The following is a 24,014-nucleotide window of genomic DNA, read 5'->3' on the forward strand; positions in this document are numbered from 1 at the left end:
CGAAAGCACGAAGGCAAGGAGATCTCTCCTTGCCTCTCCTAAGTTATAGCGCGCCGGGGGGCTTGCGGCAAGGCCCCGGTGCTGTCGCAGAATCGTCGACCGAAGCCACTACCTGCGGAAACGGGGACAAGAGGGGTGTGTGTCGGAGATGGGGACGTGCTCGACCAGGGGTTCGGCGGAGCAGGAGGTGTCGCGATGACCGAGCGGTACGTGCTGGATCTCCGCGACGTCGACGAGACGCACCTCCCGGCCGTCGGCGGCAAAGCCGCCCATCTGGGCGCGCTCGCGCGGATCGAGGGCGTCAGTGTGCCGGGCGGCTTCTGCGTGGCGACCGACGCCTTCCGGCGGATCATGGCGGAATCGCCGTCGGTCGAGGGCCTGCTGGATCAGTTGTCGCGCACCGACCCGGACGACCGGGAGACGATTCGCACGCTCAGCGCGCGGATCCGCCGGACCATCGAGGAGATCGCCGTCCCGGACGATCTCGCGGAAGCGATCACCCGGGCGGTCGCGGGACTCGGTGAGCGAACAGCCTGCGCCGTCCGGTCCAGCGCGACGGCGGAGGACCTGCCGACGGCCTCCTTCGCCGGTCAGCAGGACACGTACCTCAATGTTGTGGGGCCGACGGCGGTCCTCCGGCACGTCAGCCGGTGCTGGGGCTCGCTCTTCACCGAGCGGGCCGTGACCTACCGTCAGCGCAACGGCATCGATCACCGCACGGTCGACATGGCAGTGGTCGTGCAGCGGATGGTCTTCCCGTCTGCGTCCGGCATCCTGTTCACGGCCGACCCCGTCACGGGCAACCGCAAGGTCGCCACCGTGGACGCGGGCTTCGGCCTCGGCGAGGCCCTGGTCTCCGGCCTGGTGAACCCGGACGTCTACAAGGTCCGCCACGGCGAGGTCGTCGAGAGGACGATCGCCGCCAAGCAGCGTGCCGTTCACGCCCTGCCGGACGGCGGCACGCGGCAGGTGACGGTGGATGCGCAGCGGCAGCAGGAGCCGACGCTGACGGATGAACAGGCCGTGCGGCTCGTGCGGCTCGGGCGGCGCATCGAGCAGCACTTCGGCCGCCCCCAGGACATCGAGTGGTGCCTCGTCGACGACGTCTTCCATGTGGTGCAGAGCCGGCCGATCACGACGCTCTTCCCCGTCCCCGAGACCGACGACCAGGACAACCACGTCTACGTCTCCGTCGGCCATCAGCAGATGATGACCGACCCCATGAAGCCCCTCGGCCTGTCCGTGTGGAAGCTGACGGCCATGGCCCCGATGACCGACGCCGGCGGCAGGTTGTTCGTCGACGCCACCCGCACCCTGTCCTCGCCCGCGAGTCGCGCCGGCCTGCTGGACCTCGTGGGCAGGGGCGATCCCCTGACCAGGGACGCGCTGGAAACCGTCCTCAAGCGAGAGGACTTCGTCCCCTTGCTCCCGGACCCGGGCCCGGAAACGGCCCCCGGCGGACCGCGGCCCGGTGGCGGCGCACCCACCCCGATCGAGACCGATCCGGCCATCGTCACCGCACTCATCGAGCGCAGCCAGGCGTCCATCGCCGCCCTGCGGCGCGACATCAGCACGAAGACGGGGCCGGCTCTCTTCGACTTCCTGCGGGAAGCCTTCGAGGAGCACAAGCGAGTGCTCGCCGACCCGCTGAGCATCCAGGCCATCATGGCGGGCATGGAAGCCACCTGGTGGCTCAACGACAAGCTGCAGGAGTGGCTGGGGGAGAAGAACGCGGCGGACACCCTGACGTTGTCCGCCCCCGGCAACATCACGTCCGAGATGGGACTGGCGCTGCTCGACGTAGCGGACACGATCCGCCCCCACGCGCAGGTGGTGGAGTTCTTGCAGAACGCCGCCGACGACGGCTTCCTGGACGCGTTGCCGAAACTCGCGGGCGGCGTCGAAGCGCGCGACGCCATCGAGGCCTACCTCGACCGGTACGGCATGCGCTGCGCCGGAGAGATCGACATCACGAGGCCCCGCTGGCGAGAGCGCCCCGCAACGCTCGTGCCGGCGATCCTCGACAACGTCAGGAACTTCGAACCGGGCGCCGCGCAAAGGCGCTTCGAGCAGGGCCGGCAGGCGGCATGGGAGAAGGAACAGGACGTACTGTCACGCCTGCGGGCCCTGCCCGACGGGGAGGCCAAAGCCGACGAGACCAAGCGGATGATCGACCGGGTCCGCACCTTCATCGGGTACCGCGAGTACCCGAAGTACAACATCGTCAGCAGGTACTTCGTCTACAAGCAGGCCCTGCTGGAAGAAGCCGACCGTCTGGTGCGGGCCCAGGTGCTCACCGACCAGGAGGACGTCTTCCACCTCACGTTCCAGGAGCTCCAGGACGTCGTCCGCTCGAAGGACGTGGACGACGAGCTCATCCGGCAGCGCAAGGAGGCGTTCCGGGCGTACCACGCGCTCACCCCGCCGCGGGTCCTCACCTCGGAAGGCGAGACCGTCAACGGTGCGTACCGGCGCGACGACGCGCCGGCCGGCGCCCTGATCGGTCTGCCGGTCTCCGGAGGGACCGTCGAAGGGCGGGCCCGTGTCGTTCTCGACATGGCGCACGCCGATCTCGAGGCGGGCGACATCCTGGTCACGGCCTTCACGGACCCCAGTTGGTCCCCCCTCTTCGTCGGGATCGCGGGCCTGGTGACGGAGGTGGGCGGCCTGATGACCCATGGTGCGGTGATCGCGCGCGAGTACGGCTTGCCGGCCGTCGTGGGCGTGGACCAGGCCACCCGGCTGATCCGGGACGGGCAGCGGATCCGGGTCCACGGAAGCGACGGCTACATCGAGATCCTGTCCTGACGGGCCTGCTGCCGTCGTACACGACGCGCCCTCCCCCGGCCCGAGGGAGGGCGCGTCCCGCCGGATTCGTGGTGCCCTGAGGAGCGCCCTGGTTAATCTGCTCCGATGAAGCTGCCCGCGTACTGGATGACGCGACCTGCTCCACCCCCGGACCGCACAACGTCCGCTTCCTTCGACCGACTTCTGCGGCAAGCGCTCGCGGACGGCCCCGACGAGCCCATCGACTACCGGCTCGACGCCCCGAAATGGCAGTTCCTCTGCCATGCCGCAGACCGGGGGGAACTGCTGCTGCACGGTTCGGGTGATCCGGCGATCGGCCGCTTCGAACCCCGGCAGCCGAACGACAGCAGCGAGTTCGGCAACCGGCGCGCGGTCTTCGCCGCCGGCGACGGGCTCTGGCCGATGTACTACGCGATCCTCGACCGGGATCACCACCCGATGTCGTTGATCAACGGCTGTGCCCGCCTCGCCGACGGAGAAGAACGGCTCGGCGAGCCGCACTACTACTTCTCCATCAGCGCACATGCGCTGAAGCAGCGGCCCTGGCGTGCCGGGGCGGTCTACCTGCTGCCGGCCGACACCTTCGAGTTGCAGCCGCGGATCCAGGTCGGGAAGGTCTCGGTGCAGCCGGCCCAATGGGCAAGCTCCCTACCGGTGCGACCTGTTGCCAAGCTGGCCGTGCAGCCGGAGGACTTCCCGTTCCTGGACCGGATCCGCGGACATGACGATGACCGGGTCCGGGCCCGTGCCGCAGCGGACCCGGATGGCTTCCCCTGGCATGAGGAGGGCTGAACATACGTTGCGACGGGGGTGCCGCCCGATGACGGGGCACCGCGCGTGCCCCTCACCTTCCCCCGCGGAAGGTGTTGCGGTACGCACGCGGTGACACGCCGAGCGCTTCGCGGAAGTGCTGGCGCATCGCGGTGCCCGTTCCGAAGCCGGCCTCGGCCGCGATGCGGTCCACGGGCTCGTCCGTACGTTCCAGCAGCCTACGGGCGTACTGCAAGCGCTGCTGACCCAGCCACTGCATCGGAGGCACTCCCGTCTCCGCACGGAACCTGCGCGACAGCGTGCGTACGCTCGTCGCCGCCCGCCCCGCCAGGTCCTCCAGGGTGATGGGTTCACCCAGGTGTTCCAGAGCCCAGGCACGGACCACGGCGAGGGAGCTGTCGTCGGTCTCCGGTACGGGACGGTCGATGTACTGGGCCTGGCCGCCTTCGCGGTGCGGAGGTACCACCGTGCCCCGGGCGACGGTGTTGGCGATGTCGGCGCCGTGGTCGCTGCGGATCATGTGCAGGCACAGATCGATTCCGGCAGCGACTCCCGCGGAGGTCAGAACGCGGCGGTCGTCGGTGTACAGCACATCGGGGTCCACCTCGATCTCCGGGTACAGGGCCGCGAGTTCCGGGCAGGACTTCCAGTGCGTAGTCGCCCGGCGACCCGCGAGGAAACCGGCGGCGGCCAGCACGAACGACCCGGTGCAGATGGAAGCCACACGCGCTGTTTCCGGCACCTCCGCAAGGGCGGCTCGTACCGGCGGACTCACCTGACCCCGCCGCTGGGGACGGTAGTCCTCGACGGCGGCGGGCACGATGACCGTGTCCGCCTGGCGCAACGCCTCAGGTCCCAGGGCCACGTTGACGGTGAAGTCCGCCTCCGTGGAGATCTCACCGGGCTCCGCCGCGCAGGTCACCACCGAGTACAGGGGCCGGCCGCCGGCATCCACCGCCGTGCCGAACAGCCGGTGCACGATCCCGAGTTCCATGGGGAGCAGCCCGGGACGAACCAGGACGACGACTGTGTGCATCTCTTCGCCACTGACCATCATGACCAGATTCTTTCACTACGTGTCCAAACGGCCAGTGGTTTCGGGTGTCCGTCGCACTCGACGATGAGGACATGCATGAGACAACCGGCCATCACACCAAGGATTCCGGGCGCCGCGCCTGGTGGGTAGCCGCCGTCGCCGGGGTGGCGATCATCGTCGCCGGCGCCTTCTCCACCATGCCGGGCCTTCTGCAGGACCCGCTGCGGCAGGAGTTCCACTGGTCCCGGGGGTCCATCGGCCTGGCCGCCTCGGTCAACATGGTCCTCTACGGCCTCACGGCTCCCTACGCCGCCGCCCTCATGGACCGGTTCGGCATCCGCAGAGTCGTCATCGCAGCGCTCGGGACCGTGGCCGCGGGAGCGATGCTCACCACCGTGATGGACGCCGCCTGGCAGTTCACCCTCTTCTGGGGCCTTCTCGTCGGCCTGGGCACCGGATCACTGTCGATGACCCTCGGCACCACCGTCACCAACCGCTGGTTCCACACCCGACGCGGCCTGGTGACGGGCATCCTCGCCTCCGGCAGCGTCCTCGGCCAGATGGTCTTCCTGCCCGCTCTGTCCTGGACCATCGCCCGCCACGACTGGCGGCCCGCCCTCGTCACCCTCGCCCTCGCCGCCCTGGCGATCACCCCGCTGGTCCGCCTCGTACTGCGCGACCATCCCGCCGACCTCGGACGGCGCCCCTACGGCAGTGACACCTTCCGTCCGCGGCCCGAGCCTTCCCCCGGTGCCGCCCGCCGCACCCTGACCGTGCTGGGCCGCGCCGCCCGGACCGCTCCTTTCTGGCTGCTCGCCGGCGCCTTCGCCGTCTGCGGCGCATCCACCAACGGCATCATGTGGACCCACTTCACCCCCGCTGCCCACGACCACGGCATGCCCGTCACCACGGCCTCGACCCTGCTGGCATGCGTCGGCGTCTTCAACGTGGCCGGCACGATCGCCTCCGGGTGGCTCACGGACCGCATGGACGCCCGTCGGCTCCTCGCCGTCGCCTTCCTCCTGCGGGGCCTGCTCATGGTCAGCCTGCCACTGACGCTGACCGCCACGGTCAGCGCGCCCCTGCTGGTCTTCGTGGTCGCCTTCGGCCTGCTCGACCTCGCGACGGTGCCACCGGTCATCGCCCTGTGCCGGACCTTCTACGGGGAGGACAGCGCCGTCGTCTTCGGCTGGACCAACGCAGCCCACCAGGCCGGCGCCGCCTCGGCCTCCTTCCTCGGAGGCGTCGCCCGCGACACCTTCGGCAGCTACGACCCCGTCTGGCTCGCCCTGGGCGCGGCCTGCGCAGCCGCGGCCCTGCTGTCGCTGGTCATCCGTCACCACCCCACCTCCTGTGCCGACGCCGACCAGCAGGCGTACGCCCTGTCGGCCGCGGGGGAGTGACGCTCACAACGACGGCGGTACCAGGCATGGTGACGCAGGATCATACGTGTGGCGACCCGGGACGGTGTCAGTCGCATCGCAGTGTTCCGCAGGGTGACGGCCACCGGATGGGACAGTCGCTGGCCCATTCGCCCGGCCTGCCGGGCGGCTTGTGCGACGGCCTGGCTGCGCGGCCGACGCTCGGCGTCGTAGCGGGCGAGTGCCTCCTCGACGGTGGGCTCGGTGCCGAGAACGGCGGCCAGGGTGACGGCGTCCTCCAGCGCCTGGCAGGCCCCCTGTCCGAGGTGGGGAGTCATCGCATGGGCCGCGTCACCGAGCAGGACGATCCGGCCGACCGTGTAAGAGGGCAGTGGCGTGCGCAGTTCGCGCACGTCGTGATGCAGTACCGCCTCCGGCCGGGTCGTGTCGAGCAGCGCCGGGATCGGGTCGTGCCAGGTGTGAAACCGCCGGCGCAGTTCGGCCAGCGGGTCGGCGAAGCGCGTTCCCGCCGGGAGGCTGAGGACGGCGTGCCACTCCGCACGCCCGTCAAGGAACGCGATGTGCCCGAACTCCGCGCCGCGGCCCCAGGTCAGTTCGAAGTCGGTACGCAGGTCGACCGCGTGCTCGGTGATCCCGCGGAGCACCGTCGAACTGCTGTGGACCGGCCCGGGGTGGGCCGGGAAGAGTCGGCTGCGGACTCCGCTGCCGATGCCGTCGGCCGCAACCACCAGATCGGCCTCCAAAGCCGTGGTGCTGTGAACGACCTGAACGGTCCCCGGGTCGGCTTGCCCGACCGTGGCCACCTCGGAACCGGTCACCTGTGACCCGGCGGGCAACGCCTCGCGCAGCAGCCGGTGCAGGGTGGCACGGGGGATGCCCATGATCGGCGTGCCCACCGCCTTCTCCAGTGCCGAGCCGTCCAGCCGGGTCAGCCAGCGGCCCCGGGGCGTGCGGGTGCCGCCGCTGTACTGGCCTCGCGCCGCATCTCGAACCGCTCCGCCGACGCCGAGTTCGTCCAGTGCCCGCAGGCCGTTGGCGGCCAAGGAGATGCCGGCCCCCGTGTCCTCGAGCGTCGACGTGCGCTCGAGGACCGTCACCTCCCATCCGATGCGGTGCAGGCCGATCGCGGCAGCCAGCCCGCCTATCCCTCCTCCGACCACCACCGCTGTGTTCCCCACGCCGGACCCCCTTCTTCTACACCTGTAGAAACCGACTCTAGTCAACCCGAGGCTCTACGGGTGTAGAAAAGGACCATGACCTCGGATCGGCGCACCCTTCTCGCAGACGCGGCGCTCGGTGTCCTCGCCGACGAGGGAATGCGCGGCCTGACCCACCGTGCGGTCGACCGCAGAGCCGCCATGCCGTCCGGCACCACCTCGGCCTACTTCCGGACGCGCGCCGCGCTGCTGACCGGACTGGTGACCCGCCTCGTCGACCTCGACCAGTCGGAACTCCGCGCCACGGCCGCAGCGCTCCCACCCCTGACCACCCCGGAGCAACTGGTGGACGGCATGGTGCTGCTCACCCGCCGGCGGCTCACCGGCGAAGGCCGCCGCCGCTCACTCGCCCGCCACGCCTGCGCCGTGGAGAGCGTGCGTGACGAAGAGCTGCGGGCGATCCTCGTTCCGCACGAGAACGCCGGCCGCGAAGCCGTCCGGCTGTTCCTCGCCGCGCACGGCGTCACAGACGTCGAGAACCGCACGCACACTCTGCTGACCTGCATCGACGGCCTGGTCTTCGACCGACTGGTGAACGGCGGCGAAGTGCGGCGCGACGCCCTCGAAGGACTTGTCGCCGCCGCCCTGCGGTAGGGCTGTCCGGCGGATCCGATCAGGCCCTCCCCGGGGACGGTGATCCTCCACCCCGTCGAGGAGGCGTTCCGCCCCGACGGACCTCATCACTCGACGCCGCGTACTCACTCTCACTCGGCCCCGCCCGAGAGCGCCCCGTGCAGGAACACCTCCACCAGTTCCCGCGGGGTCAGGTCGGGCTCGTCCTCGGTGCGCGGCTGTACGAAGAGCAGCCCGAAGAAGAGGGCCGCGATCTGCTCCGGCGGCCGTCGCAGGGCGGCCTTGTCGGGCTCCAGGAGCTCCGCGAGGGCCGCGCGGATGCGGTTGGTCGACTCGGCGCGGCCCGCGCCGCGCACCGGGCCGGGGTGCTTGCCGCCGCGGTGCCCCAGTGAGCCCATGACCGCACCCATCCTGGCCGTGTGTGCCTGCAGCGCGTCGGCAGCCTCCGTGAGCCGCTCGGGCAGCGGCTGGGACACCTCGATCGCGTCGAGTTCGCGGACCGCGTGCTCGGGGGAGAGGGCCTCGGCCACGCAGGCCTGCAGCAGTTCGTCCTTGTCGGCGAAGACGCGGAAGATCGTTCCCTCGCCGATGCCGGCGGCGCGCGCGATCTTCGCGGTCGTCACCGCGGCGCCGTATTCGGCGATCAGCGGGATGGCGGTCTGGATGATCATTTCGCGGCGTTGCTCCGGCGACATGGCGGGGGCGCGGCGGCGGGTGGTCCCGTTCTCCTTGGCTGCTGTCATGCCCGCAAGGCTACGGAGTGAGGACTCACTCCGTCAATGAGTGAGTCCTCACTCCAAACGGCCGCGCTGCTCTCGGGGGCGGTGGATGATGCGGGCCGCCCCGTCCGTGGCCCGTCACCTGAACGCGCGAACACCGGGTGCACGCCGGAACGTGCAAGCGCCTGCTCTACCCTCATGTGCGTGGCCGGTGAGCACCGTTCGGCCTCCGAGGGGATCGGCAGAGTCACCTGCGCCGAGGGACCGGCGGCGCAGGGCTCGGACACAGGCGTGGGTTCGCCTGTCAGGAGGACCGTTGCACCAGGATCCGCGGGCGGACCGGCCCGGAAGCCACGGAGAGCACCAGATCCAGGGCGAGTTGGGTACCACCAGCCGTGCTGATCGCTTCTACGACGAACAGGTACTGGACCGGCTCAACTCCAGGATGAGGGAGTTCGTCGCCCGCCAGGAGATGTTCTTCCTCGCCACGTCGGACGGCCGGGGCGAGTGTGACAGCACGTTCCGCGCCGGGCCGCCCGGCTTTCTGCAGGTTCTCGATGACACGACCCTCGCCTACCCGGAGTACCGGGGGAACGGCGTCATGGCCTCACTCGGCAACATCCGGGAGAACCCGCACGTCGGCCTCCTGATGATCGACTTCTCCGAGGACCGCATCGGCTTGCATGTCAACGGACGGGCTCGCCTGGTCCCCGATGAGGCCATGCGCCGGAGCCGTCCCGGCCTGCCCGTCGATCCACTGCCGGGCCGCCGCCCCCAGATGTGGGTCGAGGTCGAGGTCGAAGAGGCCTACATCCACTGCTCGAAGCACATACCCAGGATGGTCAGGGCACCGCTGCGGCCGCATGCCGCGCAGGACGGCACCACTGCCGCCGACGGGGAACGGGCCTGGGGCACGGACGACGTCAAGCGCAAAGGCGGCGACTACTTCGAGGCGGCGGAAGCCCGACGCAATCAGACGGTGCGCTGATACCCGCACCGGGCCGGACGCCGACACGCCCACCGCCCGCCGTCCGACAGGGGTTAAGGAACGGGATAAATTTTAGGCTAAGGTTCCCAGGGTCGGGTGCGCGCGAGAGGAGTTCGGCATGGCCTCCGAGGAAGAGCTGTTCGCGTCCGTCGACGCGCTGCTCGAGGAAGAACCCCAGCTTCCCCCTCCGGCGGAGCGGGCCAGGCTGAGGGAGGCGGCGGGCATCACCCAGGCGCGCCTCGCGCTCGCGCTGAAGACCTCCACGCAGACGGTGAAGAATTACGAGAACGGCAGGTCGGAGCCGAAATCGCCGCGCCTGGAGGCGTACCAGAGGCTGCTGAAGGGCTGGGCGGCGAAGTACCCCGCCCACGGCGCCCCCGTCCCGCCCTCCGCCTCGGCTCCTCCTACGCCCTCACCGGCTCGGCCTGTCCCCGCGTCAGCCCCGCCTGCTCCCGCACCAGCGCCACCTGCCCCCGCCGACACGCCCCGGCCGGAGGCCCCTTCGCAGCCGCCCACTCCCGCTGCCGAGTCCTCACCCCCCGGTACGGCACCCGCGCCGACGCCGCCGCACGCGCCGCACCCCCCTTACCGACGGACGCCGGCGTCCTCGCGGAGACCTGCCACCAAGACGGTCGCGACGCCCGCCGCCGACCCCCGGTACCCGCACGGGCCGCTGCTCGTGCTCGACGGTGACGGTTCGGCGTACGGCGTCGACGGCATCGTCCTCGATTGCCCCGCCGCCTCCGTGCCGCAGTTGGTGGAGTGGACACTGCGCGAGTCCGGCATCGGCGCACCACGCCTGCACCGCAACGGCAAGGATTCCGACCCGCTGGTGGTGCTCACCCCGGCGGCGGCTGTGAGGCTCGGACTGCCCGAGCGTCTGGAGGGTCGTGAACAGCGCCGTTCGCTGCGCCTGCCCCATGACCATCCGGTCGTCGCGCAGGTGAAGAAGGCGGGGTGGCAGCTGACGCAGCGTGGGTTCGGCCCGTGGGCACGGATCTACCGCAAGGCCCGGGAAGACCAGCGGCAGTGTGTGCAGTTGGCCGTTCTGCCGTGGGACGCCTTGGACGAGCGGTCCTGGCCGGGCGTGACGGAGATGGAACCCCCCGAGATCGCCCGGGTGCTCGGCGTCTACGCACGGCGCGTCCTCACCCCCCGTGGCAGTACCGCCGTCTCGGGCCTGGAGCTGATGACGGCGCTGCGGCCGCCCACCCGTGCGGTCCGCGACGAGACCACGGGCAACTGGGTGCCCGGCCACAACCCCGGCTCGCTCGGGACGCAGCCGGTGGACCCGGCGCCGCCCGAGGCCACCCCGGAGCATCCCGTGGTCGTCGATTCCGGCTGGAACGGAGGGTTCCTCGACGAAGAGGCCTACCAATGGGTCCGCGACGTGGACTTGCTGAGCGACGAGGAGTGCCATCTGCCCTATGCGGTCGGTCTGGACCTCAACACCGCCTTCCTCGCCGCCGCCGCCCGGCTCACGGTCGGGCTGTCGGGCCCGGAGCACTTCGTCGGCCCGCAGTTCAATCCGAAGATCCCCGGCTCCTGGCTGGTCGACCTGAGCCACGTGGAGCTGGACCCACGCCTGCCCAGCCCCTTCACGCCGAGCGGTGAACCGCCGGCCGGCCCCGCCTGGTACCAGACCCACACGGTCGCCTACGCCCAGGAACTGGGCTACAACGTGCGGCCGCTGGAGGCCTACCTGCGCCGTGCGACGGGTGCGTACCTCGACCCGTGGCACGACCGGCTGAAGACTGCCTACGTCGACACCCTGGCCGACCTCGGTGTCACCCGGGACCTGGACGACCGGGAGTTCCTCGTGGCGATGGAGCGGCACAAGGACACCGATCCGGCCCTGGCCGCCGTCCTCACCGCGATCAAGGCCACCGTCAAGGGCGGTATCGGCAAGCTCCGTGAGCGCCCCCAGGGACGCCACTACAAGCAGGGCGAGCGGTGGCCGGCTCTGGAACGGCCGACCTGGCGGCCCGACATCCGTGCCGCCGTCATCTCCAAGGCCCGGGTCAACATGCACCGCAAGCTGCTGAACATGGCCAAGCTGACGGGCCGCTACCCGCTCGCCGTGCTCTCGGACTGCGTCGTCTACCCCAGCCCCGGCCCCTCGCCGCTGGACTTCCTCCCCTACGCGGCCTCCGGCAAGCCCCAGCCCGGCGGCTTCCGCCTCGGCCCCACTCCGGGCCTGGCGAAGCCGGAGGGCGTCCAGGAGATGCTCTGGGCGGTCGACCTGATGGAGAAGGGCCTGAACCCCGCCCGCCATGTCAAGGGCGGCGACGCCGTCCTTGACGACGGCGAGTAGGGCTGACCTGCGAGAGGATGGGACGCCGTGGGAGAGATCGACGAAGCGATCGAGCGCGCCGACGAGGAGGCCTTCACCCGCAATCCACCCAAGACCCTCAAGGGCCGGATCAACTTCCTGCTGAGGCAGCTGAAGACGACCCGGGCCGTGGCGGAGGAGCTGGGGGTGAGCCGGCGGTCCGTGGAGCGCTACCGCACGGGTGAGCGCAAGCACCCGCCGCAGGAGATCCAGCGGAGGATCGACGCCGCCGTCCGGTCCCGGTGGCAGCCCCAGGTCCGCAGGCGCCGCCGCAAGGAGGCTGCTTCGACAGGCGGGATCACGGTCGAGACGAGGGCCCGCTTCGGCTACACGGCACCGATCGGCACGACCGACGACGGCCGTTTCCGACGGCTCACGGTGCACCTTCCCCCGGCGTACGCGCAGCAGCTGTTCGACGCCCGTGAAGCAGGCGCCGGCGACCGGCAGTTGCGGCAGATCATCGCCGACGGATTCAGGGAGATCTACTTCCAGGACGGTGGAGCCCGGGCACTGGGGCTCTCGGACGTCTCCCTCAACGACATCGACTACATCGACCTCGATTACTGAGGCCGCTCGGCCGCCGGCCCCGGGCTGAGCCGAAGTGCGATAGGTGTCACCAAGGCAGCGTGTTGTCACAAGAGTTCGGCCCCTGTCAGGGGTCAGGCGGTGAGTGCCGTGCGCAGGGTGGTGGCCATGAGATCGATGGCTTCCTTCCCGGCCGGTACCGGGCCGGTGTGGGTGAAGTAGTGGTCGACACCTTCGAAGCAACGGTGGGTGACCGGAACGCCGGCAGCTTCCAGGGCTTTGGCGTAGGCATCGCCCTCGTCGCGCAGGCGGTCGTTCTCCGCGGTGATGACCAGGGCGGGCGGCAGCCCGGCGAGGTCGTCTGCCAGGCCGGGCGACACCAGCGGATGGGTCAGGTCGGCGGGATCAGGGACGTAGGCGGCGGTGAAGACCCGCATGAGCTGAGGGGTGAGCAGGGGCTTGTTGATGGGTGACTGCTTGCCGGCCGGGTCGGCGAGTTGGTCGAGCGGTGCGACGTCAATGATCTGGAGGCGGGGCGTGAAGGTGCCGCGGTCCCGAGCGGTGCGGCAGACCGCGGCGGTCAGGTTGCCACCGGCGCTGTGTCCGCCTACGGCCAGTCGCGAACCGTCCCAGTTGTTGGCGGTGCCGTTCTCCGCCACCCAGGCCGTGACGTCGTACGCCTGAATGACGGGGACGGGGTACGGCCGCTGCGGGGCGACGGCGTAGTCCACGTTGATCACCACGCAGCCGGCCGTGGCGGCTATGTAGCGGCAGATGTGGTCGTCCTGCTGGGGGCGGGCGATCACGAACCCGCCGCCGTGGAAGTTGACGTACACAGGGGCAGGGGCAGGGGCTGCGGCGGTCGGTGGGCGGTAGACGGTGCACGTCACCGGACCGGCGCCGGTCTCCACTCGGATGGCTTCCGTGCGCTTCGGGATGTCGCTGAAGCGCAGGTCCTTGTGCACGCGGCTCGCGATTCGGCCGAGCAACAGCTGAACCCCTCGGGCCTGGAATTCAAGCCTGAATGACATGACTGGACCCCATCGCTACAAAGTTAAAATACCAGGATTCCTGATAATGGGCGTTCGTCGCTGATCATGCAAGGGGCAACGCCCCTGGGACGCCGCCGGCGGGCCGCACAACGAGATCGCTGTAGAGGGAGTAGCACGGCTCGAGGATGACGACCTTGTCGCCGATATCGACGATCGCGAGGAACGGCGGCCGCGAGCGCCGCGGTGGCTCCGTGGGTGACCAGGAGCTGGTCGGGCTGATAGGGGTGGCCGACACGGTCTCCGCCCTTGCCGGCCGAGCTCGGCACCCAACGCTGGGTTGTGGAGCGCGCGTTCGCCCACCTCCACTGGTTCCGCCGCCTGCGGATCCGCTGGGAAATCCGCGACGACATCCACGAAGCCCTCCTCACTCTCGGATGCGCACTCATCTGCTGGCCACGCCTGGCAGCAGTTCAGCGCCGCCACTCATAGACACCCGGTGAGGACTGCAGGACCTCGCTCGGCCACTCCCTCAGCACCCGTCCAAGCAGCCTCCGCTGCTCGTCGATCCAACCCTCTTCAAGGTTCATGGGAAGGAACACAGAGACGCACGAACTGCTCGGATCCTCTACGTGGACAGCGGGGGTCTCGTGCTCTTCGTTGTGCGGCTGGATCCTGATCTCAGGGCTGTGGGCGTCGTCCCTCCAGCAGATGTCCTGACCTGCGGCGAGGAGATCCAGCGCCCGGGACCAGTCCTCCAGGTCGGAAGGGAACAGGGACATGCCCAGTCGACCGTTGATGAAGCTGCTCGTGATCAGGACCTCTGCGTCGAGTTGGTCGTGAAGATGCAGCACACCCGGCGACCGACGCCCCAGCACACGCACCCGGAAGCCGTTGTCACCATCCGAGAGGCTGATCAGATCCACCGTGCTCCCTCCACTCTGCTTACCTTCGCCCACGTGGACTCATGGCGCCGAAGCAAGATTGTCCCAATCTCATTCCGTTAGGAGTTCTTAGCCCGAAGGAGTTACCACATGGTCATCGCTGTTACCGGTGCCACTGGCCGCCTCGGCGGCCACGCCGTCGAGGCGCTGCTGCGTCGGGCGTACCGGCGTCGCAGATCGTGGCAACCGGCCGCGACATCGAAAAGATCAAAGACCTGGCCGCCGGTGGCGTCACCTCGCCGTGCCGACTTTGCCAGTGCCACCAGCCTGGCCGCGGCCTTCGACGGCGTGCAGAAGCTGCTGCTCGTCTGGTGACCATGAGCGCGAGGTGCTGGGCGACGGCTTCGGCGAGTTGGCGGGTGGTGCCGACCGGCTGGACGCGTGGCCAGCAGATCATGACCAGTCGCGCGAGCAGGATGAGTCGGTGCTACAGCACCTGGTGGCCGGCCGCGGACCCGCCGGGGTCGTCGGCGAGTACGACGTCGGCGGTGATGCGCTTGCCGACGGGCTCGCGGTGGATGGCGAAGCCGACGCAGACAGCGGCGACGATCTCGAGGCCGTGCTGTCCGATCCGGCTCGGGTCGGGCGCCAGGATCGCCGGCAGCGTGGTGCTGCTGTCCCACACGCTGGTCCGTACGGACCCGTCCACGATGTCAAGGGTCAGCAGACAGGGGCCGGGGGCGTACTTCCGGGCATTGGTGACCAGCTCGCTGACCACGAGCTGCACCATCCCCATGGCCCGGCTGGAGACCGGCAGGCCGTGCACGGCCTGTACTTGGGTCAGGAAGGTCCGGGCCAGGTCGCGGGCTTCCGCGATCCCGGTGTCGCCGTCGAACGCCGCGGATACGGAGATGACCCCGGCGGACAGCGGATCCGGGCGGTTTCCTCCCCTTTCCTGATCCATGGGGGCCGCCGCGTTCTTCGAGTATTCGTCCAGCACGAGCCGCGTCTACCCAGAATGCGTCAGGCAATGCCGGTGAGCGGCCGCCCGCACGGGAAGGGCCGTCGGTGAGCGGTGTCAGATCACCTCGTCCAGTTCGGCCTGCATCTGTGAAGCCGCGGCATCGCGAGCGACGGCCTGGGCGAGCAGCATCCGCAGCACGAGCACGATGAGGGCGACCCCCAGGATGGCCAGCCCGATGCCGCCCATGATGACGGTGACGCCCGGGTCGTCCCGCTGACCCGGCGCGTTCAGGATCGTGACCGCGAACCATATGAGGGCGGCCGCCACGATGGAGCCGATCACGACATCCACGTACCGGAAGGCGGCGGGGGAGAACACGGTTCTGCGGCGCACCATCGTCACCAGACGCCACACGCACACCAGTGCCGCCTGGGCCGCCGCCAGGCCCAGGACCGTGATCACGCGCAGGGGTGTCAGGGGGAGCGACCCGTCCTCGGGGTCGCTCCCGCTGACCAGGGCCCACAGCATCGATGCCTGGACCAACACGGTGCCGACGAGCAGCACTACGAGCACGGCGCGCAGCGCGCACACTGCCAGTTTCCCCATGACCCATCCCTCAATCGACTTGCGATGGGAAACTATCGAATTTCGATAGGTCAAGCAAGGGGGGTGACAGTGCAGGCGCTTGCGCGCCCTGAGAGAACCTTCGTCTCTAGAAGGTCAGATTCCAGGTGTCGATCCGGCCGGTGTCCTGGGTCGCGATGTCGCGGACGCGCAGCTTCCACGTGCCGGACGCGGTCTCGGACGAGGCGTCGACGGTGTATGTCTTCACCACGTCGTCCGCGCTGTCGCTGTCGGCGAAGTCCTCCAGCGGATAGACCGATCCGTCGGGGGCGACCAGCGACAGCACCAGGTCGCCGCGGTAGGTGTGCTTGACGTCCACGCCGACCTTGAGTGCGGCCGGCGCGTTGCCCGGCACACCGGTCACGGAGATCGCGGACTCCACCGTGGCGTTGTCGGCGACGGCGACATCGGTGGCGTTCTCGAAGTACCGGCCAGGCTGCGGCGTGGTGCCGCCGACGGCCTTCAGCGCGTCCACCTGGCCCTCCCCGAAGAAGGCGTTCCTGGCCGTCGTGCCGGTGCAGCGGCCGTCGGACGGGCAGGCGGTGTCCGTGGCCTGGCTGCCCAGCCGCGCGCGGAGGTCGGCGGGGGTGGCGGCCGGGTCGGCGCTCTTCAGCAGCGCGGCGACGCCGGCCACGTGCGGAGAGGCCATTGACGTGCCGTTCATGTTCCCGTACTTCCCACCGGGAAGCGTGGAGTAGACGCCGTACGCTCCGTCGCCGCCCGGGGCGGCGACGTCGATGACGTCCCGGCCGAAGTTGGAGTAGGACGCCTTGATGTTTCCGTTGCCCATCGCCGCGACGGTCACGACGCCGGGCAGCTCCGTCGGGATGTCGACGCAGGCGTTGGTGATGGTGCGGTTGACGGGCGTGGAGTCGTTCGGGCTCGAGGTGTCGGTGCGCTTGTTCGCCAGGTCGTAGTTGGAGTTGCCCGCTGCCGCGACCTGGAGCGAACCCTTGCCCTCCGCGTACTCCTGCGCCCGGCGCACACCCTCGATGATGGCCGCCTGGTCCGGGTCGTCGGGGCAGTTGAACATCCAGGGGTCCGTGTAATAGCTGTTGTTGGTGACGTCGAAGCCGTGGTCGCCGGCCCACATGAAGCCGCAGATCGTGTTTTCGGCGAAGAACATGCTCGTGTTCGGCTCGGCGATGCGCACGGAGGCGATCTTCACGCCCGGTGCCACGCCGACCACTCCCTTGCCGTTCTTCGCGGCGGCGATGGTGCCCGCCACGTGGGTGCCGTGGGTGCCGACGTCACGCCAGGCGCCGGTTCGGGTATCGGCCTTGCCGTACGCACAGGAGGCGGAGTCCGCCGCGTCGAAGTTGGGTGCGATGTCCTGGTGCCGGTCGTCCACGCCGGTGTCGAGGACACCCACCGTGACGGACGGTGATCCGGTGCTGACGGCCCAGGCCTTGTCGGCGTTGATCCTCGTCATGTCCCACCGTGCGGTCTCGGTGAGCGTGGTGGACGACTGCGCGGGAGCACCCGGCACGGTGGGGGAGTAGGCGTCCGCGGGAACGTCCGAGGTGCGGGTCGCCCCCACCTTCTGCACGCCCGTCGCGGAGCGCATCGCGGTGGCGAAACCCGCAGAGGAGGAGTGTGCGACCACCACGCCGATCGCGTCGTAGTGGGCGAAGACCGAACCGCCGTTCGCCGTCACGGCGCCGCGTGCGGCCGAGGTGTCACCGGGGGCGGTGATGACGAGATAGGAACGGGTCCCGGCGGCCCAACCGGCGGCGGACTCGGTGGACGTGGCCGCGCGGGCTGCTGCTGGAGCCTGGCCCGGAGGAAGGCCGGTGTCCACGTCGGCCGCGCCGGCGGGGGTGGCGAGCGTGAGAGCCGCTCCGGCAGCGGCCATGGACAGCAGCGACCGTCTGAGACGGTGCCGGGATATGCGGGGGGTTGTCACAGCATCCTCCGAGAGCCCGGGGCATGGGGTGGCGCCGCCCGGGCGGTGGGTCGAATGGGTCGACGCAAGATTTCAGATGAGGGCATGACAAGGGAAGAGGCTGCGGTGCATCGATGGCCGTGAGCAGGCAAGTGGTTGGCTCCGCTCCGGATCAGTCCCGGACATGACCGGTCCGGCGGCCGGTGGCGTGGCCTGCCGCCGCTCCCCCCAGGAGAGGAGCGCTGACGAATCCCAGGGCCAGCGCGCCCGCGAAAGCGACTGCCACCGCTGTCGAAGAACGAACACCGGGTTCGCCGAGGACCGTGAAGTCGAGAATCCAGAGCGACGGCCCCGCGGCGCCGCAGGGCGCCACCAGCCACCAGGCGTGAGCGCGTCCCAGAACGGTCCCCAGCAAGAAGGACGGAACGGGGCCGAAGATCAGCATGCTCAGGACGGCGGTCACGCCTGTCAGGTCCGCGGTGCCCATGCTGCTCGGCAGCCAGGGGCTCACGGTGATCAGTGTGGCCCACCCCAGGGACGCTGTGACGAGCCCGGCAACCCTCCCCGGGGCCACCGCCCCCTGACGCGCTGCCTTGTCCGGCATCCTCACCCACCCCCTGAGCCGTTGAGGGCGATGCTCTCACTGGATTTGAACGTGTTCAAGCTTTGATCGAGACGGCTCCGTCCGGCGGTCGCCGCCTCCCAAGGGCCGGGGGAGTGGCACGGATCACCACGCAGGCGAAATCAGTACGGAACAACCACCGCTGGTTGTCCGTTGAACAAAGCGTGGGTGCGGATGGGACTGTGTCCCCGGGCCTCACCATCCGCCCACAGGGACGATCGTTCGGCTGAAGCCCTGTGGAGCCTTTCGCCGAGAGGCGACCGCCCTCCGCACCCACCACCGGACCGCCCCGGCCGTGATGTCCCCCGTCCGGCCGGGGCTTTGCTCTGACTGAGGCCGTGGAGGTCGACCCGCCCTGCCGCGCGCAGCTCCCCACCAGAGGGCAGTACGACGTCGGCCATCTCGTGGGCAGTCCCGCGGGCGCCGCCCAAGTCGCGCGAACGCGAAGCCGAACAGCCCCGAGCCGGAGCCCGCCGGCATACTCAACGTCGCGGCCCACAGCGGGAGATGAGCGGCCGAGTCCCTTGCTATCGTGCGCCGATGGCATCGATCAGGCAGTTCCAGGTCACGTTCGACTGCGCGGAGCCCGCGCGCCTCGCCGGTTTCTGGTGCGAGGTGCTGGGGTACGTCGTACCGCCGGTCCCGCAGGGGTTCGCCACGTGGGAGGACCACCACCGCTCGCTGCCGCCCGAGAAGCAGGTCGTCTACTTCGCGTGCAGCGACCCCTCGGGCGTGGGCCCGCGCCTGCTCTTCCAGCGGGTGCCCGAGGGGAAGGTCGTCAAGAACCGCGTACATCTCGACGTGCGAGTCGGCACGGGGCTCGTCGGGGAAGAGCGCCTCGCCACGCTGGAGGCCGAGTGCGCACGACTGGTCGCGCTCGGAGCGGTGCACGTGCGGACGATGGTCGCCGATGAGGAAAACGAGTCGTGCATCCTGATGCAGGACATCGAGGGCAACGAGTTCTGCCTCGACTGAGCACCCCGCGCGACGCCCGAGATCGTGGCGTCCGCATGGCTTCGCACCCGCGGCCCGGTCGGCTCCCGCACCGCGTCCCACCGTCGGCACGGCACCGGCAGCCCCGGGTGCCCCGGCCGGCAACGGCTATGTGTCCGCTTCCGGGACCGGTCAGGTCAACAGGCCACGGTCGCGCAGAAGGTGGAGCCTGTGCCCGGACATGTGGCCTTCCGGAATCGCACACCGATCGGCCACCGGCGTCAGGGCTCACCGCCGAAGTCAGCGGCGTCCCGGACTCCGGACTGAGCATCGGCAGCCCCCTTGACGTGGCGGGAAAGCCCCCTGACACTCCAGGGGAGGGGTTCCCTAGTGCATGGGTAGGAAATGATGGAGCGTCCGGAGCTGATCGCCGACTGCGCCCCGCGCGTCGGCCGGTCTTCTCTCCTCCTCACCTCCCGCCGGCACATCGATCTGCTGCGTGTCTGCAGCGCCGCGAGCCCTCTGCGCTGAATCCGGGGTGTCCTCGGGCACCGCACTCCACCGCATGCGGGTGTGTGCCACGTCCTCGCGTGCCTCTTGCGTGCGTGCACCGCCGCCGCACCTCCCAAAGCCAGAGCCAGCAGCCGGAATCCGGAACCCAGGGAGACACATGCCGTCCACGCCCCTGACCACCGTGCCGTCCCTCGCTTCCTCGCGGTCCTTCCACGGCAGGATCGGCTGCGATGCGAACAGCGGCTATTACGCCGTGCCGCGCCGCTACCGCCTTCACCTTTCCTTGTCCTGCCCGAACGGTCTGCAGATCGCCATCACCCACAGCCTGCTCGGTCTGGAGGACACACTCCCGGTCATCCTGCTGCAGGCGATCCCCGACCGGCCCGACGGCGGACACTCCGCGCTGCACGCCCTGTACGAGGCCAGCTCGCACCGGCACCCCGGACCGGCTGTGGCACCGGTGCTGAGCGACAGCTGGACGGGCCGGATCGTCACCACGCACTCCTCACACATCCTCCGGGACCTGGCCCGCCGCTTCGGCGGCGACACCCAGGACCGGCCCCTCCTCTACCCGCGGGGCGCGGAGGAGGAGATCGAGGCCGTGGAACGCCTCTGCGAGGACCGCATCGAGGACGCCGCTCAGGTCGCCGGGCAGGCCGACACCGACGACGCGGCGCGCCACACCGCCCTCGGCTCCCTGCTCCGCGTCCTGGGCTCACTGGAGTGGCGGCTCGCCCACCGGAATTTCGTCCTCGGGGACGAGATGACCGCTGCCGACGTACGGCTGTGGGTCGCCCTGGTCCGGCTGGACACCGTGCACCGCCTGCACCTCGATGCCGCCGCGGTCCACCGCATCGCCGACCATCCGCACCTGTGGCGCTACGCACGCCGCCTCACCGCCCACCCCGCCTTCGGCCGCCATCTCGACCTGGACGGCATCGCGGACCGGCACCACGCCCGATGCCGGGGCCTGGAGGCGGCGGGGGCGGCGGTACAGATCCTGGACTGGGCGACCCACGTCGCGGACAGCGCACCACGAGGGCCTCTCCGAGCCGGTGCGGACGGCCGCACGGCCTGACCGTGCCTGTTCGGCCTGGCATCTCTCCGGATACGCGGGCCGATGATCACTCTCCGGTCTCGTGAGCCTCATCACGCATACGTGTCGACGGGATGCGTCGGAGCAGAGGAAAGGTTGGCATATACATCTGATCGAGTTTCCGCGCCGGGCGACCACCCGGCGCTCACCGGAGAGGCGCCATGAGCCACCACACACCCGAGAAGCCCGCCGACGTCGTGGCCCGGCTGCGCGCGACCTTCCGTACCGGACGCACCAAGCCCGTGCAGTGGCGCACCGGCCAGTTGCGCCGCATGCGGGCGATGCTGACCGAGCGGGGCGCCGACCTGGCCACCGCCCTCCACACCGACCTCGGCAAGAGCAGCAACGAGGCCTACCGCACCGAGATCGACTTCACCATCCGGGAGATCGACCACACCCTGGAGCACCTCGAAGGGTGGCTGCGCCCCGAGCCCGCCCCCGTCCCCGCGCACCTGGGCGCCGACGCGACCGCCTGGACGCGGTACGACCCCCTCGGTGTCGTACTCGTCATCGCCCCGTGGAACTACCCGGCCCAGTTGCTGCTCGCCCCGGTGGTCGGCGCGCTCGCCTCCGGGAACGCGGTCGTGGCCAAGCCGAGCGAGCTGGCCCCGGCCACCTCCGCCGCGCTGGCCGACCTCCTCCCCGCCTACCTCGACCCCGACGCGGTCGCCGTCGTCGAGGGCGGTGTCCCGGAGACCACGGCCCTGCTGGCGGAGCGGTTCGACCACGTCTTCTACACCGGCAACGGCACCGTCGGCCGCATCGTGATGCGTGCCGCCGCCGAACACCTCACCCCGGTCACCCTGGAACTCGGAGGCAAGTCCCCGGTGTTCGTCGACGACGACACCGACCTCGACGTGGTCGCCGACCGGCTGGCCCGCGGCAAGTTCATCAATGCAGGGCAGACCTGTGTGGCCCCCGACTACGTCCTCGCCACCCCGGAGACCGCAGCCGCCCTGGAGGCCGCCCTCGTCCGCGCCGTCAACGCCCTGTACGGGGCGGACCCGGCCGCCTCGCCGGAGTACGGCCGGATCATCAACGAACGGCATTTCGACCGGCTGTCCGCCCTGATCGACTCAGGGCGTGTGGTGACAGGCGGCGCCGGCGACCGCACCGGCAAGTACATCGCGCCCACGGTGCTCGCGGACGTCGACCCGAAGTCCCCCGTGATGCAGGAGGAGATCTTCGGGCCGATCCTGCCCATCGTCACCGTGTCCGGCCTCGACGAGGCGATCGACTTCATCAACGACCGAGACAAGCCCCTCGCGCTGTACGTCTTCAGCGAGTCCGGCGAGACGCGCGACCGGATCGCCACGGAGACCTCCTCCGGAGGCCTCGGGTACGGCCTTCCACTTGCTCATCTCACCGTATCCGACCTGCCGTTCGGAGGGGTGGGGGAGAGCGGCATGGGCAACTACCACGGGCGGTACTCCATCGAGACGTTCAGCCACCGCAAGGCGGTCCTGGACAAGCCGCTGGGCTGAGGCCGCCGTTGGGGCGCGCACCGCACCGCCATCGCCGTTCGTGAGGCCTCCGGCGTGTCGTGACCGTGGCTCGGCCCCGCCTGGGCGCTCGTCCCGCCCGTGGGTGGGGGAGAGGCGAAACGCTCTCGCCGTTGTGCAAGCGGCGGATGAATGGGTACCTGCGTTCGGCGGCGCGTCGACGGCGGGCCTGTGAGCGATGCGAGTGCGCGGAGTGGGGAGATCGAGGTGGGATTGCGCGAGGTGCGGGGCGCCCGGGCCTTTCGGGGCTGTGCCCGGATCCTGGGGGGCCGCTACCGTCTGGATGCGCTGATCGGTTCGGGTGGGGCGGCTGACGTGTACCGCGGGTTCGACCTCCGGTTGCGACGGCCGGTCGCCGTGAAGGTTTTCCGCCCCGGTACGGGCTTCGACACGGAGGAGATGTTCCGGAGCGAGGCCGTGATCCTCGCCCGACTGCAGCACCCCGGGCTGGTGACCGCCTTTGACGCCGGGCGCGATGACGGCGATGCCTTTCTGGTCATGCAGCTGATCGACGGACGCACGCTGAAGTCCCGCATCGCCGAGGGGCCCCTGTCGTGCGAGGAGGCAGCCGCGCTCGGGGCGTCCTTGGCCGAGGCTCTGGCCCACGCCCACGAGGAGGGGGTCGTCCACCGGGACGTCAAGCCGTCCAACATCCTCCTCGACTCCTCCGGTCACGCCCATCTGACGGACTTCGGCATCTCCCGGATGGTGGACGCGACCACCCGCACCGCCACCGACACCCTGACCGGCACGGCGGCCTATCTTGCCCCCGAACAAGTGCTGGGCCGGCCGGTCGGGCGGCCCGCCGACATCTACGCACTCGGCCTGGTCCTCCTCGAAAGCCTCACCGGCCGACTCGAGTACGACGGCGGCCCCCTGGAGTCCGCCGTGGCGCGCCTGCACCGCCGGCCCGTCCTGCCCGAGTTCCTGCCGGACGGCTTCGCCACCCTCCTTCGGGACATGACCGGTCTGGAAGAACATGCCCGTCCCGCGGCGTACGACTGCGCACGGGCCCTGACCCGTCTCTCCACAACGAGCGCGGAAGTGCCTGCCGTATCCGTTTTCCGGCCCGCACGCAGCGTTGTACCCCTCACGGCCACGGATCGCGCCGACCGTACCCACCGGAGCGTGTCACCTGCCGCGCAGGCGCCAAGGAGGCCGAGTTTCGGGGCAGGGCGTTCCTCCGAGGTGTCCCGGTCCGGCTCCGTACGCGGCCGCCTGCGAACGCGTGGGGTGGCGGCTGCGCTGGCCGCTCTTCTCGCCACCGGTCTGGTGGTCACGGACGGCTTGTCACAGCACGACGCCGCGGACGAGGCGGCGCCGTCCGCCCCGGACCCGGTCGCTCCCACCCGCTCGCGGGACACCGCCGATCACAAGGACGACACGCCCACCGCACCGGCGACCGGGCCCTCGCGCGGCCCTTCCGATTCCGCCCAGCCGCCGGAGAACGCTTCCGCCCCTGTACGCGACGCTCGTCCACGCTCTGCCAAGCCGAAGCCGGGTGCCCACCGCGCCGCCACTGCCGGCGCACCCGGCCCCGCGGCGGCCCGCGCAGTCGCCAAGGACAGGGCGAAGACCCCCGACGTGCCGCCGGGGCAAGCACGAGGCAGGCAAGGGGGAAAGAAGGCAGCACCCGCCAAGTAAGGTGCGC

The 24,014-nt window shown here is 70.2% G+C and carries 21 protein-coding genes and 1 pseudogene; 13 read left to right on the plus strand and 9 right to left on the minus strand.

The genetic code is table 11. From position 1 onward, the window contains the following. Positions 1 to 195: 195 nt before the first annotated feature. Positions 196 to 2,808, plus strand: a complete 2,613-nt coding sequence (gene rph / locus ADK65_RS07175; RefSeq protein WP_053668958.1) for a rifamycin-inactivating phosphotransferase — start codon at positions 196 to 198, stop codon at positions 2,806 to 2,808. A 105-nt stretch (positions 2,809 to 2,913) separates the two neighbouring features. Continuing rightward, entirely contained in the window at positions 2,914 to 3,600 is a 687-nt protein-coding gene (locus ADK65_RS07180; RefSeq protein WP_053668959.1) for a hypothetical protein, read from the plus strand. A 52-nt stretch (positions 3,601 to 3,652) separates the two neighbouring features. Here ADK65_RS07180 and ADK65_RS07185 read toward each other — a convergent pair whose 3' ends face one another. Beyond that, positions 3,653 to 4,636, minus strand: a complete 984-nt coding sequence (locus ADK65_RS07185) for a GlxA family transcriptional regulator (protein WP_234352813.1) — start codon at positions 4,634 to 4,636, stop codon at positions 3,653 to 3,655. Positions 4,637 to 4,707: 71 nt separating this feature from the next. Between ADK65_RS07185 and ADK65_RS07190 the strand changes: the two genes are divergently transcribed. Beyond that, complete coding sequence (locus ADK65_RS07190) at positions 4,708 to 6,018, plus strand: MFS transporter (RefSeq protein ID WP_078955852.1); 1,311 nt, start codon at positions 4,708 to 4,710, stop codon at positions 6,016 to 6,018. Here ADK65_RS07190 and ADK65_RS07195 read toward each other — a convergent pair. Continuing rightward, positions 5,952 to 7,175 (minus strand): FAD-dependent monooxygenase, encoded by a 1,224-nt coding sequence (locus ADK65_RS07195; RefSeq protein WP_078955844.1) that lies wholly within the window; start codon positions 7,173 to 7,175, stop codon positions 5,952 to 5,954. The two genes, ADK65_RS07190 and ADK65_RS07195, sit on opposite strands and share 67 nt — an antisense overlap. Positions 7,176 to 7,250: 75 nt before the next feature. On the opposite strand from ADK65_RS07195, the gene ADK65_RS07200 reads away from it, so the two are divergent. Continuing rightward, a complete protein-coding gene (locus tag ADK65_RS07200) occupies positions 7,251 to 7,808 on the plus strand; it encodes a TetR/AcrR family transcriptional regulator (protein ID WP_053668961.1) in 558 nt (185 codons plus the stop codon). A 110-nt stretch (positions 7,809 to 7,918) separates the two neighbouring features. Here ADK65_RS07200 and ADK65_RS07205 read toward each other — a convergent pair whose 3' ends face one another. Further along, positions 7,919 to 8,530, minus strand: a complete 612-nt coding sequence (locus ADK65_RS07205) for a TetR/AcrR family transcriptional regulator (protein WP_053668962.1) — start codon at positions 8,528 to 8,530, stop codon at positions 7,919 to 7,921. A 292-nt stretch (positions 8,531 to 8,822) separates the two neighbouring features. Here ADK65_RS07205 and ADK65_RS07210 point away from each other — a divergent pair, with 292 nt between their 5' ends. The 3 genes from ADK65_RS07210 (at position 8,823) to tpg (ending at position 12,393) form a co-directional block, all read left to right on the plus strand. Then, positions 8,823 to 9,494 carry a pyridoxamine 5'-phosphate oxidase family protein gene (locus ADK65_RS07210; RefSeq protein WP_063787995.1) on the plus strand — a complete coding sequence of 224 codons (672 nt, stop codon included), beginning with the start codon at positions 8,823 to 8,825 and terminating at the stop codon, positions 9,492 to 9,494. A gap of 118 nt (positions 9,495 to 9,612) precedes the next feature. After that, the gene (gene tap, locus ADK65_RS07215) at positions 9,613 to 11,808 is read left to right on the plus strand and encodes a telomere-associated protein Tap (RefSeq protein ID WP_053668963.1); all 2,196 of its coding nucleotides are present in this window, start codon (positions 9,613 to 9,615) and stop codon (positions 11,806 to 11,808) included. Positions 11,809 to 11,835: 27 nt separating this feature from the next. After that, positions 11,836 to 12,393, plus strand: coding sequence for a telomere-protecting terminal protein Tpg (tpg, locus tag ADK65_RS07220; RefSeq protein WP_053668964.1), 558 nt, complete (start codon positions 11,836 to 11,838; stop codon positions 12,391 to 12,393). 92 nt (positions 12,394 to 12,485) lie between these two features. On the opposite strand, the gene ADK65_RS07225 is transcribed toward tpg, so the two are convergent. Then, positions 12,486 to 13,382 (minus strand): alpha/beta hydrolase, encoded by an 897-nt coding sequence (locus ADK65_RS07225; RefSeq protein ID WP_053668965.1) that lies wholly within the window; start codon positions 13,380 to 13,382, stop codon positions 12,486 to 12,488. A 273-nt stretch (positions 13,383 to 13,655) separates the two neighbouring features. On the opposite strand from ADK65_RS07225, the pseudogene ADK65_RS36825 reads away from it, so the two are divergent. Beyond that, positions 13,656 to 13,832, plus strand: a pseudogene (locus tag ADK65_RS36825) (transposase); the annotation flags it as partial. Here the strand turns inward: ADK65_RS36825 and ADK65_RS07230 are convergent. Continuing rightward, complete coding sequence (locus ADK65_RS07230) at positions 13,814 to 14,266, minus strand: DUF5959 family protein (RefSeq protein WP_234352814.1); 453 nt, start codon at positions 14,264 to 14,266, stop codon at positions 13,814 to 13,816. The pseudogene ADK65_RS36825 and the gene ADK65_RS07230 sit on opposite strands and share 19 nt — an antisense overlap. Positions 14,267 to 14,374: 108 nt before the next feature. Between ADK65_RS07230 and ADK65_RS37925 the strand changes: the two genes are divergently transcribed. Continuing rightward, entirely contained in the window at positions 14,375 to 14,599 is a 225-nt protein-coding gene (locus ADK65_RS37925; RefSeq protein WP_199825580.1) for a hypothetical protein, read from the plus strand. A gap of 112 nt (positions 14,600 to 14,711) precedes the next feature. On the opposite strand, the gene ADK65_RS07235 is transcribed toward ADK65_RS37925, so the two are convergent. The 4 genes from ADK65_RS07235 to ADK65_RS07250 form a co-directional block, all read right to left on the minus strand. After that, positions 14,712 to 15,188 (minus strand): ATP-binding protein, encoded by a 477-nt coding sequence (locus ADK65_RS07235; RefSeq protein WP_053669036.1) that lies wholly within the window; start codon positions 15,186 to 15,188, stop codon positions 14,712 to 14,714. Positions 15,189 to 15,302: 114 nt separating this feature from the next. Next, positions 15,303 to 15,794 carry a DUF2975 domain-containing protein gene (locus tag ADK65_RS07240; protein ID WP_053668967.1) on the minus strand — a complete coding sequence of 164 codons (492 nt, stop codon included), beginning with the start codon at positions 15,792 to 15,794 and terminating at the stop codon, positions 15,303 to 15,305. Between the two features lie 106 nt (positions 15,795 to 15,900). Continuing rightward, complete coding sequence (locus ADK65_RS07245) at positions 15,901 to 17,667, minus strand: S8 family serine peptidase (RefSeq protein WP_053668968.1); 1,767 nt, start codon at positions 17,665 to 17,667, stop codon at positions 15,901 to 15,903. A gap of 202 nt (positions 17,668 to 17,869) precedes the next feature. After that, positions 17,870 to 18,208 carry a hypothetical protein gene (locus tag ADK65_RS07250; protein ID WP_159038737.1) on the minus strand — a complete coding sequence of 113 codons (339 nt, stop codon included), beginning with the start codon at positions 18,206 to 18,208 and terminating at the stop codon, positions 17,870 to 17,872. A 651-nt stretch (positions 18,209 to 18,859) separates the two neighbouring features. On the opposite strand from ADK65_RS07250, the gene ADK65_RS07255 reads away from it, so the two are divergent. The 4 genes from ADK65_RS07255 (at position 18,860) to ADK65_RS36830 (ending at position 24,007) form a co-directional block, all read left to right on the plus strand. Continuing rightward, the gene (locus tag ADK65_RS07255; protein ID WP_053668970.1) at positions 18,860 to 19,294 is read left to right on the plus strand and encodes a VOC family protein; all 435 of its coding nucleotides are present in this window, start codon (positions 18,860 to 18,862) and stop codon (positions 19,292 to 19,294) included. 628 nt (positions 19,295 to 19,922) lie between these two features. Then, positions 19,923 to 20,843, plus strand: coding sequence for a glutathione S-transferase C-terminal domain-containing protein (locus ADK65_RS07260; RefSeq protein WP_053668971.1), 921 nt, complete (start codon positions 19,923 to 19,925; stop codon positions 20,841 to 20,843). A 179-nt stretch (positions 20,844 to 21,022) separates the two neighbouring features. Continuing rightward, positions 21,023 to 22,345 carry an aldehyde dehydrogenase family protein gene (locus ADK65_RS07265; RefSeq protein WP_053668972.1) on the plus strand — a complete coding sequence of 441 codons (1,323 nt, stop codon included), beginning with the start codon at positions 21,023 to 21,025 and terminating at the stop codon, positions 22,343 to 22,345. 225 nt (positions 22,346 to 22,570) lie between these two features. Continuing rightward, on the plus strand, positions 22,571 to 24,007 hold the full coding sequence (locus tag ADK65_RS36830; RefSeq protein ID WP_234352815.1) for a serine/threonine-protein kinase: 1,437 nt from the start codon (positions 22,571 to 22,573) through the stop codon (positions 24,005 to 24,007). Positions 24,008 to 24,014 lie beyond the last annotated feature (7 nt).

Origin of the sequence: Streptomyces sp. NRRL B-1140 (assembly GCF_001280065.1) — a bacterium.
Lineage (GTDB): Bacteria > Actinomycetota > Actinomycetes > Streptomycetales > Streptomycetaceae > Streptomyces.

Coding starts and splice junctions, on each gene's coding strand:
- tap (WP_053668963.1), top strand. CDS start 9,613: ATGGCCTCCGAGGAAGAGCTGTTCGCGTCCGTCGACGCGCTGCTCGAG.
- ADK65_RS07235 (WP_053669036.1), bottom strand. CDS start 15,188: ATGGATCAGGAAAGGGGAGGAAACCGCCCGGATCCGCTGTCCGCCGGG.
- rph (WP_053668958.1), top strand. CDS start 196: ATGACCGAGCGGTACGTGCTGGATCTCCGCGACGTCGACGAGACGCAC.
- ADK65_RS07240 (WP_053668967.1), bottom strand. CDS start 15,794: ATGGGGAAACTGGCAGTGTGCGCGCTGCGCGCCGTGCTCGTAGTGCTG.
- ADK65_RS07205 (WP_053668962.1), bottom strand. CDS start 8,530: ATGACAGCAGCCAAGGAGAACGGGACCACCCGCCGCCGCGCCCCCGCC.
- ADK65_RS07200 (WP_053668961.1), top strand. CDS start 7,251: ATGACCTCGGATCGGCGCACCCTTCTCGCAGACGCGGCGCTCGGTGTC.
- ADK65_RS07185 (WP_234352813.1), bottom strand. CDS start 4,636: ATGATGGTCAGTGGCGAAGAGATGCACACAGTCGTCGTCCTGGTTCGT.
- ADK65_RS07245 (WP_053668968.1), bottom strand. CDS start 17,667: ATGGCCGCTGCCGGAGCGGCTCTCACGCTCGCCACCCCCGCCGGCGCG.
- ADK65_RS07190 (WP_078955852.1), top strand. CDS start 4,708: ATGCATGAGACAACCGGCCATCACACCAAGGATTCCGGGCGCCGCGCC.
- ADK65_RS07225 (WP_053668965.1), bottom strand. CDS start 13,382: ATGTCATTCAGGCTTGAATTCCAGGCCCGAGGGGTTCAGCTGTTGCTC.
- ADK65_RS37925 (WP_199825580.1), top strand. CDS start 14,375: ATGGTCATCGCTGTTACCGGTGCCACTGGCCGCCTCGGCGGCCACGCC.
- ADK65_RS07255 (WP_053668970.1), top strand. CDS start 18,860: ATGGCATCGATCAGGCAGTTCCAGGTCACGTTCGACTGCGCGGAGCCC.
- ADK65_RS07265 (WP_053668972.1), top strand. CDS start 21,023: ATGAGCCACCACACACCCGAGAAGCCCGCCGACGTCGTGGCCCGGCTG.
- ADK65_RS07180 (WP_053668959.1), top strand. CDS start 2,914: ATGAAGCTGCCCGCGTACTGGATGACGCGACCTGCTCCACCCCCGGAC.
- ADK65_RS07260 (WP_053668971.1), top strand. CDS start 19,923: ATGCCGTCCACGCCCCTGACCACCGTGCCGTCCCTCGCTTCCTCGCGG.